We start from the raw sequence: 11,822 nt of genomic DNA on the forward strand, positions 1-11,822 counted from the left end.
GTCCGCACCGGAGCTGCCCTTGCCTGTCCTCGATGAAATCGACCGCCAACTGATCTCCGCATTGCAGATCAATGCCCGTGAAAGCGTCGCCATGCTGGCACGGCAACTCGGCATTGCGCGCACCACGGTGACGTCGCGCCTGGCTCGTCTGGAGAAAACCCAGGTGATTACCGGTTATGGCGTGCGCCTCGGCCAGCGTGTGGTGGATGGCGGGCTGCAGGCGTATGTCGGCATCACTGTGCAGGCGCGCTCGGGCAAGGACGTGCTGCGCAAGCTCAGTGCCATGGCCCAGGTTCAGCAACTGTGCGCGGTGAGCGGCGAGTTCGATTACGTGGCATGGCTGCGCACCGATTCGCCAGAACAGCTCGATCAATTGCTGGACCAGATCGGCAGCGTCGACGGCGTGGAAAAAACCACCACATCGATCATCCTCAGCAACAAACTCGATCGCAGACAACCAATCTGACCGCCAACCTCGTCACTTTGACTGAAAACAATTCAATTCGACGACACTTTGCGTCTTATTAACGAACGCTACGCTCCCTAAACTGGCTGCCATCTTTTCCTATACTCAGCGGGTACGTCCCGCGAGCCGCTAGTAAGGTCAGCCATGAGCATTCCGTCCAGCAGCATCAGCAAGACCAATCGCCACCCCGCCGACGGTAAAAAACCGATCACCATCTTCGGCCCGGATTTCCCCTTTGCGTTTGATGACTGGATCGAACACCCCGCCGGCCTGGGCAGTATTCCGGCCGCCAACCACGGCGCCGAAGTGGCGATCGTCGGCGCCGGGATCGCCGGCCTGGTGGCCGCCTACGAACTGATGAAGCTGGGCCTCAGGCCCGTGGTGTACGAGGCCTCGAAGATGGGCGGCCGTTTGCGCTCCCAGGCGTTTGAAGGCGCCGAAGGGATCATCGCCGAGTTGGGCGGCATGCGTTTCCCGGTGTCGTCCACCGCGTTCTACCACTATGTCGACAAGCTCGGCCTGGACACCAAACCCTTCCCCAACCCGCTGACGCCGGCTTCCGGCAGCACGGTCATCGACCTGGAAGGCCAGACCCACTACGCACAAAAACTGTCCGATTTGCCTGCACTGTTCCAGGAAGTGGCTGACGCGTGGGCCGACGCCCTGGAAGCCGGCTCGCAGTTCGGCGATATCCAGCAAGCCATCCGCGACCGCGACGTGCCGCGCCTCAAGGCGCTGTGGAACAAACTCGTGCCGCTGTGGGACGACCGCACCTTCTACGACTTCGTCGCCACCTCCAAGGCCTTTGCCAAGCTGTCCTTCCATCACCGCGAGGTGTTTGGCCAGGTCGGCTTCGGCACCGGTGGCTGGGATTCGGACTTCCCCAACTCCATGCTGGAAATCTTCCGCGTGGTGATGACCAACTGCGACGACCATCAACACCTGGTGGTCGGCGGCGTGGCGCAGGTGCCCATGGGTATCTGGCGCCATGTGCCGGAGCGCTGCGCCCACTGGCCGGCGGGCACCAGCCTGAGTTCGCTGCACAGCGGCGCGCCACGGGCCGGGGTCAAGCGCATTGCCCACGCGCCCGGCGGCCGTTTCGCCGTGACCGACAACTACGGCGATACCCGCGAATACGCCGCCGTGCTGACCACCTGCCAAAGCTGGCTGCTGACCACCCAGATCGAATGCGACGAAACCCTGTTCTCGCAAAAGATGTGGATGGCCCTGGACCGCACCCGCTACATGCAATCGTCGAAGACCTTCGTGATGGTCGACCGCCCGTTCTGGAAAGACAAAGACCCGCAAACCGGCCGCGACCTGATGAGCATGACCCTCACCGATCGCCTGACCCGTGGCACTTACCTGTTCGACAACGGCGACGACAAGCCGGGCGTGATCTGCCTGTCGTACTCATGGATGAGCGATGCGCTGAAAATGCTCCCGCAGCCCATCGATAAACGCGTGAAGCTGGCCCTCGACGCACTGAACAAGATCTACCCGAAAGTCGACATCAAGGCGCGCATCATCGGCGACCCGATCACCGTGTCCTGGGAAGCCGACCCTCATTTCCTCGGGGCCTTCAAAGGTGCGTTGCCTGGTCACTATCGCTACAACCAGCGGATGTACGCGCACTTCATGCAGAAGGACATGCCCGCCGAGCAACGTGGGATTTTTATCGCCGGCGATGACGTATCCTGGACACCGGCCTGGGTCGAAGGCGCGGTGCAAACCTCATTGAACGCGGTGTGGGGCATCATGACCCACTTCGGCGGCCACACTCACCCAGAGAACCCGGGGCCGGGTGATGTGTTCGATGAAATCGGGCCAATTGCCCTGGCCGATTAAGGAGCCAAGCCATGCGTGTCGCCCTGTACCAATGCCCGCCGCTGCCGCTGGACGTGACCGGCAACCTCGAGCGCCTGCACCGACTCGCGCATGAGGCATCCGGCGCCGACCTGCTGGTGCTGCCGGAGATGTTCCTCACCGGCTACAACATCGGTGCCGAAGCTGTCGGCGCATTGGCCGAGGCGCAGGATGGCGAGTCGGCGCGAACGATTGCCGAACTGGCGCGAAGTGCCGGGCTGGCAATCCTGTACGGCTACCCGGAGCGCGCCGCGAACGGGCAGATCTATAACGCCGTGCAGTTGGTCGATGCCCACGGCCAGCGCCTGTGCAACTACCGCAAGACGCACCTGTTCGGCGACCTCGATCATTCGATGTTCAGTGCCGGCGGCGATGATTTTCCGCTGGTGGAACTCAACGGTTGGAAACTGGGCGTGCTGATCTGTTACGACCTGGAGTTCCCGGAAAACACGCGGCGCCTGGCCCTGGCCGGCGCCGACCTGATCGTGGTGCCCACCGCGAATATGGTGCCGTTCGACTTTGTCGCCGACGTCACCGTGCGGGCGCGGGCTTTCGAGAACCGGTGCTACGTGGCCTACGCCAATTACTGCGGGCACGAAGGCGAGATTCAGTATTGCGGGCAAAGCAGCATCGCCGCGCCGGATGGGCAGCGAATCGCCCAGGCCAGCCTGGATGAAGCCTTGATCGTCGGCACGCTGGAACACCAATCGATTCTCGATGCCCGCGCCGCCAATGACTACCTGCAAGACCGCCGCCCCGAACTGTACGGCACGCTGCACAAGCCCTGATCTGGAGGGTTTGCTAGCATAGGCACTTCCCTCGTATCGGAAGTGCCCATGCCTGCGCCGGCCCAGCCCCATCACCTTCACCTGACCCTGGCCAACGGCCTGCGGGTTTCCCTGCGCCACGCCCCGCGTTTAAAGCGTTGCGCCGCTGTTTTGCGGGTGGCGGCCGGCAGCCATGACGTGCCGTTGGCGTGGCCCGGCCTGGCGCACTTTCTGGAACATCTGTTGTTTCTTGGCACTGAGCGTTTTCCGAGCGATGAAGGGCTGATGACCTACGTGCAGCGCCACGGTGGCCAGGTCAATGCCAGCACCCGCGAACGCACCACGGATTTCTTCGTTGAACTGCCGTTGTCGACCTTTGCCGATGGGCTCGAACGCCTGGCCGATCTGCTGACCCATCCGCGCCTGGCGCTGGACGATCAACTGCGCGAGCGCGAAGTGCTGCACGCGGAGTTCATCGCCTGGTCCCAGGACGCCAACGCGCAACAACAGGTCGCGCTGCTGGAGGGCCTGGCGGCCGATCATCCGCTGCGCGGCTTCCATGCGGGCAATCGCGACAGCCTGCCGGTGGAACGTCAGGCGTTTCAGCAAGCATTGCGGGATTTCCACCAGCACTTCTATCAGTCGGGGCAAATGACCTTGAGTCTGGCCGGCCCACAACCGCTGGCAGAACTGGAACGCCTGGCGCAGCGCTTCAGTGAGCAACTGCGCGCCGGCCCGCGACACCCGCAGGCGGCCCCGCCAGCACTGATGCCCGCTCATACACAGCATTTCCAACACAGCGCCGACGGCCATCTGCATCACGTCATCAGCGTCGACGCCCCCAGGGAAGCCTTGGATTTCCTCTGTTTCTGGCTCAACGCCTCGGCGCCCGGCGGGTTGCGCGCGGAACTGCAAGCGCGGCAATTGGCGAGCACTGTGCAGGCCTCCGTGCTCTACCATTTCGCCGGACAAGCGCTGCTGGATCTCGACTTTACCCTCGGAACTCAAAGCGACGCGGCGACACAGATCGAAGCGTTGTTGTACGACTGGCTGAGCTTTTTCGCACACAGCGACTGGACATCTCTGCGCGAGGAATTCGCCCTGCTCAACGCACGCCAACAGCAGGTCCAAGGCGCCCTCGCGTTGGCGCGGCATGACAGCGAAGAACTCGAAGCGCCGTTGTCGGAGCAGCACGTTGCCGCCCTCAAGACCCTGCTCGACGCCCTGCCGCTGCAAGCCTGCCGACATGCGTGGCAACTGCCGCCCAACAACCCGTTCCTGCGCCCACCCGTGAAGGACGAACGCGCCGGCCTGATTCGCGGCCAGACCAGCGCCCACCGGGGCCTGCGCACCTTTGCCCAGGACCGTTCCCGAGGGCGGCGAGAGCTGTCGGCGTTGTCGTTCAGCCCGGCGTTGGCCGATGCCCATGAGGAAGGCGCGCTCTACCTGCGCTGGCGGCTGGATTGCGCGCGCCCATCGACGCTGGAAAACACCCTGGCACCGTTGCGCGAAAATGCCCACCAGGCCGGCGTCGACTTATCCTTCGACGCGATCGGCAATGACTGGCTGGTGAAGATGGTCGGTCTTCACCAACCCATGCCGGCGATACTCGATGAACTCGCGCGCAGCCTGAACCTGCTTGAGGAGGATCGGCAACACGCCCCTGCCGGCACACCGCTGATTGCCATCCGGCAATTGCTCAAGGCGCTGCCGGCGTGCTGTGTCGGCGTTCGACCAAACCCGCCTGCGCCCTCGCTGTCGTGGGCCCACGCACGCTGGGAAGGCCTGGGCATTGGGCTGCCCGCCCACTGCGAAGCGGCGCTCAGATCCGCCGCCACCCGCTTGCCCGGGCAACCGGCCATTCTTGAATCCGAATGCCCCAGCCTCAACGGCCAGCGTCTATGGCATGAGGTCCACACCGATGCCCACGATGCGGCCCTGCTGCTGTTCTGCCCGACGCCGACGCGCTCCCTGGCAGATGAAGCCGCATGGCGCCTGCTGGCGCACCTGCTCCAAGGGCCGTTCTACCAACGCCTGCGGGTAGAACTGCAAATCGGCTACGCGGTGTTCAGCGGTATCCGACAGATCAATGGGCAAACCGGCCTGCTGTTTGGCGTGCAGTCGCCCAGCGTTTCCCTTGAGGGCATCATGCAGCACCTGCGCACCTTCCTCACGCAATTACCGGCATTGATCGACGCCAGCGACGACCTCGGCCACCCAGCGCTGGCGCAACAATTCACGGCGCAGGCGCTGCCCCTCGCCCAGGCCGCCGAACTGTTGTGGCAGGCGCGCCTGGCCGGCCATCCAGCGGATTATCTGACGCTGCTTCAACACCAGATCCAAGCCCTGACGCACGCGGATCTGCAGCGCGCCGCCCAACAGGTGCAGGACGCCGCGGGCGGCTGGCGCTGCATCGCCAACGGCCCGCGCAGCGGCGGTGACTGGCAATCGGCAGACTGATCGTTGCCGCTGCCGCAATAGGCTTTTTCCACCAAGACAGCGCTAACTTGGAAAAAAATGCGTAATATTCATAGGCACACATCTGAACATCTCCGACTGGAGGTGGACTATATGTATTACTTGGTAGTAAACGTCCCATCCCTTCGTAGGAGTAAGAATATGACTTGGTCCAAACCTGCTTACACTGATCTGCGCATCGGTTTCGAAGTGACTATGTACTTCGCCAGCCGCTGATTGGCTGGGTAAGACAACGCCTCGGCTCGTCCGGGGCGTTTTTGTTTTCAGCTTTGTTTGATGGAGCGGCCATGTTTGTCCAGATTCTAGGTTCCGCCGCCGGCGGCGGCTTCCCGCAGTGGAACTGCAACTGCGCGAACTGCGCAGGCTTTCGTGATGGCAGCCTGCGAGCGCAGGCGCGTACGCAGTCATCCATCGCGATTTCCGACGATGGCGTGAACTGGGTACTGTGCAATGCCTCGCCGGATATCCGCGCACAACTGCAGGGCTTCGCGCCGATGCAACCCGGCCGCGCCCTGCGCGACACCGGCATCAGCGCGATCATCCTGATGGACAGCCAGATCGACCACACCACTGGCCTGCTGAGCCTGCGCGAAGGCTGCCCGCACCAGGTGTGGTGTACCGACATGGTCCATGAAGACCTCAGCAGCGGTTTCCCGCTGTTCACCATGCTCACCCATTGGAATGGCGGCCTGGCCTGGAACCGTATCGAGCTGGACGCCAGCTTCACCATCCCGGCCTGCCCCAACCTGCGTTTCACCCCGCTGCCGCTGCGCAGTGCCGCGCCACCGTATTCGCCGCACCGCTTCGACCCGCATCCCGGCGACAATATCGGCCTGATCGTCGAAGACCTGCGCACCGGCGGCAAACTGTTCTACGCCCCAGGGCTGGGCAAGGTGGACGCGCCATTGCTGGAAATCATGGCCGGCAGCGACTGCCTGCTGGTGGACGGCACGATGTGGGACGATGATGAAATGCAGCGCCGTGGCGTCGGCACCCGCACCGGCCGCGAGATGGGCCACCTGGCGCAGAACGGCCCCGGTGGCATGCTCGAAGTGCTGGAACACCTGCCGAAGCAGCGCAAGGTACTTATCCACATCAACAACACCAACCCGATCCTCGATGAAGATTCTCCCGAGCGGGCCGAGCTGGTGCGGCGCAATGTCGAAGTGGCTTACGACGGCATGAGCATTGAACTGTAGGAGCGAGCTTGCTCGCGAAAAACGCAAGAACACCGCAGATATTCAGGGTGCACGCGTCACCGTTAACGACCTTCGCGAGCAAGCTCGCTCCCACAGGAGACCCATATGACTGATATACCGATGAGCACCGATGCATTTGAAAAAGCCCTGCGGGCCAAGGGCGCCTTCTACCATATCCATCACCCGTACCACGTGGCGATGTATGAAGGCCGCGCCACCCGCGAGCAGATCCAGGGCTGGGTCGCCAACCGCTTCTACTATCAAGTGAACATCCCGCTGAAGGACGCCGCGATCCTGGCCAATTGCCCGGACCGTGAAATCCGCCGCGAGTGGATTCAGCGCCTGCTCGACCACGACGGCGCCCCCGGCGAAGACGGCGGCATCGAAGCCTGGCTGCGCCTGGGCCAGGCCGTCGGCCTCGACCCGGACCAACTGCGCTCCCAGGAGCTGGTGTTGCCCGGCGTGCGCTTTGCGGTGGACGCCTACGTCAACTTCGCCCGCCGCGCCTGCTGGCAGGAAGCCGCCAGCAGCTCGCTGACCGAACTGTTCGCGCCGCAGATCCACCAATCGCGCCTCGACAGCTGGCCGCAGCATTACCCGTGGATCGACCCCACCGGCTATGAGTATTTCCGCACCCGCCTGGGCCAGGCCCGCCGCGATGTCGAACATGGCCTGGCGATCACCCTGCAGCACTACACCACCCGCGAAGGCCAGGAGCGTATGCTGGAAATTCTGCAGTTCAAACTGGACATCCTGTGGAGCATGCTCGATGCCATGAGCATGGCCTACGAATTGAAACGCCCGCCCTATCACAGCGTGACCACACAGCGGGTCTGGCATAAAGGGATCGCCCTATGAGCTTTGATCGCAGCAAGAAACCGACCTGGCGCCAGGGTTATCGCTACCAGTACGAGCCTGCGCAAAAAGGCCATGTACTGCTCTACCCCGAGGGCATGATCAAGCTCAATGAAAGTGCCGCCTTGATCGGTGGACTGATCGACGGCGAGCGCGACGTCGCCACGATCATCGGTGAGCTGGATAAACAATTTCCCGGTGTGCCTGAGCTGGGCAATGACGTAGAGCAATTCATGGAGGTCGCCCGTGCCGAGCACTGGATCACCCTTGCCTGAAAAACCAGCCATCGGCCTGCCCTTGTGGCTGCTCGCCGAGCTGACCTATCGCTGCCCGCTGCAGTGCCCGTATTGCTCCAACCCGCTGGATTTCGCCGAGCAGGGCAAGGAGCTGAGCACCGAGCAGTGGTTCAAGGTATTTCGCGAAGCCCGTGAGATGGGCGCCGCGCAGTTGGGCTTTTCCGGCGGCGAACCGCTGGTGCGCCAGGACCTCGCCGAACTGATCGCCGAAGCGCGCAAGCTGGGCTTCTACACCAACCTGATCACCTCCGGCATCGGCCTGACCGAGCAGAAGATCAGCGACTTCAAGAAGGCTGGCCTGGACCACATCCAGATCAGCTTCCAGGCCAGCGACGAACAGGTGAACAACCTGCTGGCCGGCTCGAAAAAGGCCTTCGCGCAAAAGCTGGAAATGGCCCGCGCAGTGAAGGCCCATGGCTATCCGATGGTGCTGAACTTCGTCACCCATCGGCACAATATCGACAAGATCGACCGCATCATCGAGCTGTGCATTGCGCTGGAAGCGGATTTTGTCGAACTCGCCACCTGCCAGTTCTATGGCTGGGCGCAGCTCAATCGTGTGGGGTTGTTGCCGACCCAGGAACAGTTGGTGCGCGCCGAACGCATCACCAACGAATACCGCGCCAAGCTCGAAGCCGAAGGGCACCCGTGCAAGCTGATTTTCGTCACCCCGGATTACTACGAAGAACGCCCGAAAGCCTGCATGAACGGCTGGGGCAGCATCTTTCTGACCGTAACTCCGGACGGTACCGCCCTGCCCTGCCACGGCGCCCGACAGATGCCGGTGCAGTTTCCCAACGTGCGCGACCACAGCATGCAGCACATCTGGTACGACTCTTTCGGTTTCAACCGCTTTCGCGGCTACGACTGGATGCCCGAGCCGTGCCGTTCATGCGATGAAAAGGAAAAGGACTTCGGCGGCTGCCGCTGCCAGGCGTTCATGCTGACCGGGGATGCAAGCAATGCCGACCCGGTGTGCAGCAAGTCCGAGCACCACGGCATCATCCTTCAAGCACGGGAAGAGGCCGAATACGCCACCCAGACCATCGAGCAACTGGCCTTTCGCAACGAGCGCAACTCACGACTCATCGCAAAAAGCTGAGGGCCTCAGCGCTTGGCGATGATGTACACCGCGTGAATGATGCCTGGGAAGTAACCGCACAAGGTCAGCAGAATATTCAGCCAGAACGCGCCGGCGAAACCCACTTGCAGGAACACACCCAGTGGCGGCAACAGAATGGCGATGATGATACGAATGATGTCCATGGGTTCAGCTCCTGAAAATCGGCTCGTGTGAGCCGTGTAGCTAATCGACCTTGGACGTTCGTGAGGGTTCAGTAGGATCTGGCACCGCGACCGTCGTTCGCTGCACAAAAAAAAACGCCCCCAGCCAAAAAAAACAAGCTGGGGGCGCCGCGTATACCGCGAGACGGTTCAGGAATAAGGGGTCAGACGGCGATGCCCTTGCGGCATTGCAGTTGTGCGGTGCGTACCCGGGAAAAGGCGTGCCCCAGGCGCAGGAGCATTTCGTCGATGTTGCTTTTGCTCACCGTCAGGGCCGGGGTGAAGCGCAGGCAGTTGGGTTGCGGGGCGTTGAGGATCAGTCCTTCGTCCAGAGCCGCTTTTACTACGGCATCCGCAGAATCATCCGATAACGTCAGTCCCCACATCAGGCCCTGGCCGCGCAGTTGACCGTGGCCATAGCGATAAGCCAGGCGAGCCAGACCTTCGCCGAGGTAACAACCAGACTCACGCACATGCTCGAAGAAGCCATGCCCCAGCACAGCATCGAGCACCGCCCCCCCGGCGCAGGCCATCAGCGCATTGCCATGATGGGTGCCTTCCAGCTCACCGACTTCAAAGCAACAAGCCTTGCCACGCGCCAGCAGTGCCGCCAGCGGTACGCCACCGCCCAGGCCTTTGCCGAGCGCAATGATGTCGGCGCGTACACCGTAGTACTCTTCGGCGAGCAAGGTGCCGCAACGGCCGATGCCGGTTTGCACTTCGTCGAGGATCAGCAGAATGCCCAGCTCGCGGCACAGCCGCTCGACACCCTTGAGGTAATGCTCGGTCGCCGGGATGACGCCGGCTTCGCTCTGGATCGGCTCGAGCATGATGGCAACGGTTTGCGCGTCAACGGCCGCGTGCAGCGCCGCCAGGTCGTTGAGCGGGACGTGACTGAAGCCCGGCAATTGCGGTTCAAAGCGGTTTTCACGGCTGCTCGCCGAGGCCGACATCGCCGCGAAGCTGCGCCCATGGCAACCGTTGCTGGCGCTGATGATGCGATAAGCACCGCCGCGATACAGCTGGCCCCACTTGCGCGCCAGTTTGATCGCCGCTTCGCAGGCTTCCGCGCCGCTGTTGAGCAAATACGCCTGGTCGCTGCCGGTGCGGTGGCACAGGCGGTCGACGAGGTTGAGTTGGGGACGGTTATGCAAGCCGTTACCGGGATTGATCAGCGCCTGGGCCTGATCGGCCAGGGCCCGGATCAATACCTGCGGGCTGTGGCCGAGGCTGTTGGCCGCGCAGCCCTGGCTGAAGTCCAGATAGGCGCGATCATCGCTGTCCCACAACCAGGAACCCTGGCCGCGCACAAAGACCTGCGGGGGGCGCGCTACGGTAGGCATCAGGCATCCACTGGGAAAATCTTCGCCACAAGCATCCAGGATCAGGTCATCCAGACTGGCCGCCGAGCGGCGCAAATTGAACAGGTTCACACTTTTCCTCCCATGGCAACCATGCCGTGGTCGGTATACCCCGCAAAACCTACCTGGAGGTTTTTTGACTTGCCTATGCAAACACCATCAACATAAACGCTAATCATCGCCCGATCTGGCCCTGTAAGCCTTGTGGATAGGCGCTAGACTAGGCGTCTTGGGGGCCAACGGCCATTTCGATTTTCCAGCTTTTTCGATAAGAATTACTTATGGATTTTAAGCAACTGCGTTATTTCGTCGCGGTGTATGAGGAAGGCCACGTAGGCCGTGCCGCTGAGCGCCTGTCGATCTCCCAACCGGCCCTGTCACAGCAGATCCGCCAGCTCGAACAAAACCTCGATGTGAGCCTGTTCGAACGCAGCAGCAAGCGCCTGCTGCCGACCCTCGCGGCCCATACGTTATACAACCACGCCTTGCCGTTGATCGATGGCATGCAGCAAGCCGTGGAGGCGTTGCGCAACTTCAAGGGCCAGGCATTGCGCACCTTGGCCATCGGTGTGTTGCAAACCGTACACACCAGCCTGGTGCCGCAGATGCTGGAGCGTGTGCGCAAGGCCCAGCCGCACCTGGTGGTGCAAATCTACGAACTGACCGGGCTGGAGATTGAACGGCGCCTGCTCAATGGTTCGCTGGACATCGGCATCAGTTACCTGCCGCCCCGCCAGCCGGGGTTGCACGGCGTGCTGCTGTATGAAGATGAGCTGAAGGTGGTCATCCCGGAGGATCACCCCCTGCGTGAATTCAAGAAAGTCTCCCTGACACAAGCGGCCGAGTTGCCGATGTTGCTGCTCGGGGAGGAGTTTCAGATCCGGCAGATCTGGCAGGGCCAGCTATCCAACCTCGGGCGGCGCCCGCAGGTGCAGGCGGAGTTGAATACCATGGTGGGGATTCTCGACAGCCTGCCGCATACCAAACTGGCCACGGTACTGCCGGGACGTTCCCAGGACCAACACAACAGCCAGGCGCTGCTGTGGAAACCCTTGAGTGAACCGAGGGTGCCGCTGAAAGTCGGGTTGGTGTGCCGCGATGTGCAACGCCAGCAAGCGACGTTGGCGCTGCTGCGCACCTTGCTGGAGGACGTGATGAACGCTCCGCAGGTGCCGGGCTGACTTTTTCGCGGGCAAAAGAAAACCCCGCCGAAGCGGGGCTTTGCAGACTGTTTCCCTGACATCCATTTC

At 62.3% G+C, this 11,822-nt stretch carries 12 protein-coding genes; 10 read left to right on the forward strand and 2 right to left on the reverse strand.

Going from position 1 to position 11,822, the window contains the following annotated elements:
• The first annotated feature begins 19 nt into the window (after positions 1-19).
• The 9 genes from LQ249_RS28610 (at position 20) to pqqE (ending at position 9,029) form a co-directional block, all read left to right on the forward strand.
• Positions 20-466 (forward strand): Lrp/AsnC family transcriptional regulator, encoded by a 447-nt coding sequence (locus LQ249_RS28610; RefSeq protein ID WP_046381848.1) that lies wholly within the window; start codon positions 20-22, stop codon positions 464-466.
• Between the two features lie 165 nt (positions 467-631).
• Positions 632-2,314, forward strand: coding sequence for a flavin monoamine oxidase family protein (locus LQ249_RS28615; RefSeq protein WP_169863694.1), 1,683 nt, complete (start codon positions 632-634; stop codon positions 2,312-2,314).
• An 11-nt stretch (positions 2,315-2,325) separates the two neighbouring features.
• The gene (locus LQ249_RS28620) at positions 2,326-3,120 is read left to right on the forward strand and encodes a carbon-nitrogen hydrolase family protein (RefSeq protein ID WP_232566054.1); all 795 of its coding nucleotides are present in this window, start codon (positions 2,326-2,328) and stop codon (positions 3,118-3,120) included.
• A 48-nt stretch (positions 3,121-3,168) separates the two neighbouring features.
• Positions 3,169-5,559 (forward strand): pyrroloquinoline quinone biosynthesis protein PqqF, encoded by a 2,391-nt coding sequence (gene pqqF, locus LQ249_RS28625; RefSeq protein ID WP_232566055.1) that lies wholly within the window; start codon positions 3,169-3,171, stop codon positions 5,557-5,559.
• Between the two features lie 159 nt (positions 5,560-5,718).
• Complete coding sequence (pqqA, locus tag LQ249_RS28630) at positions 5,719-5,793, forward strand: pyrroloquinoline quinone precursor peptide PqqA (RefSeq protein WP_003194766.1); 75 nt, start codon at positions 5,719-5,721, stop codon at positions 5,791-5,793.
• Between the two features lie 71 nt (positions 5,794-5,864).
• Positions 5,865-6,776 (forward strand): pyrroloquinoline quinone biosynthesis protein PqqB, encoded by a 912-nt coding sequence (gene pqqB, locus LQ249_RS28635; protein WP_017847831.1) that lies wholly within the window; start codon positions 5,865-5,867, stop codon positions 6,774-6,776.
• 105 nt (positions 6,777-6,881) lie between these two features.
• The gene (gene pqqC, locus LQ249_RS28640; RefSeq protein WP_017847832.1) at positions 6,882-7,634 is read left to right on the forward strand and encodes a pyrroloquinoline-quinone synthase PqqC; all 753 of its coding nucleotides are present in this window, start codon (positions 6,882-6,884) and stop codon (positions 7,632-7,634) included.
• Complete coding sequence (gene pqqD, locus LQ249_RS28645; protein ID WP_046381845.1) at positions 7,631-7,906, forward strand: pyrroloquinoline quinone biosynthesis peptide chaperone PqqD; 276 nt, start codon at positions 7,631-7,633, stop codon at positions 7,904-7,906. The genes pqqC and pqqD overlap by 4 nt, the downstream gene beginning before the upstream one ends.
• Complete coding sequence (gene pqqE, locus LQ249_RS28650; protein WP_108524949.1) at positions 7,899-9,029, forward strand: pyrroloquinoline quinone biosynthesis protein PqqE; 1,131 nt, start codon at positions 7,899-7,901, stop codon at positions 9,027-9,029. The genes pqqD and pqqE overlap by 8 nt, the downstream gene beginning before the upstream one ends.
• A 5-nt stretch (positions 9,030-9,034) precedes the next feature.
• On the opposite strand, the gene LQ249_RS28655 is transcribed toward pqqE, so the two are convergent.
• Together LQ249_RS28655 and LQ249_RS28660 are read right to left on the reverse strand one after the other, a co-directional pair.
• Positions 9,035-9,193 (reverse strand): YqaE/Pmp3 family membrane protein, encoded by a 159-nt coding sequence (locus LQ249_RS28655; protein WP_010207008.1) that lies wholly within the window; start codon positions 9,191-9,193, stop codon positions 9,035-9,037.
• A 182-nt stretch (positions 9,194-9,375) separates the two neighbouring features.
• A complete protein-coding gene (locus tag LQ249_RS28660; protein ID WP_046381844.1) occupies positions 9,376-10,644 on the reverse strand; it encodes an aspartate aminotransferase family protein in 1,269 nt (422 codons plus the stop codon).
• A 209-nt stretch (positions 10,645-10,853) separates the two neighbouring features.
• On the opposite strand from LQ249_RS28660, the gene LQ249_RS28665 reads away from it, so the two are divergent.
• Entirely contained in the window at positions 10,854-11,753 is a 900-nt protein-coding gene (locus LQ249_RS28665; protein WP_046381843.1) for a LysR family transcriptional regulator, read from the forward strand.
• Positions 11,754-11,822 lie beyond the last annotated feature (69 nt).

The organism is Pseudomonas sp. 7-41, from assembly GCF_021233075.1.
Lineage (GTDB): Bacteria > Pseudomonadota > Gammaproteobacteria > Pseudomonadales > Pseudomonadaceae > Aquipseudomonas > Aquipseudomonas veronii.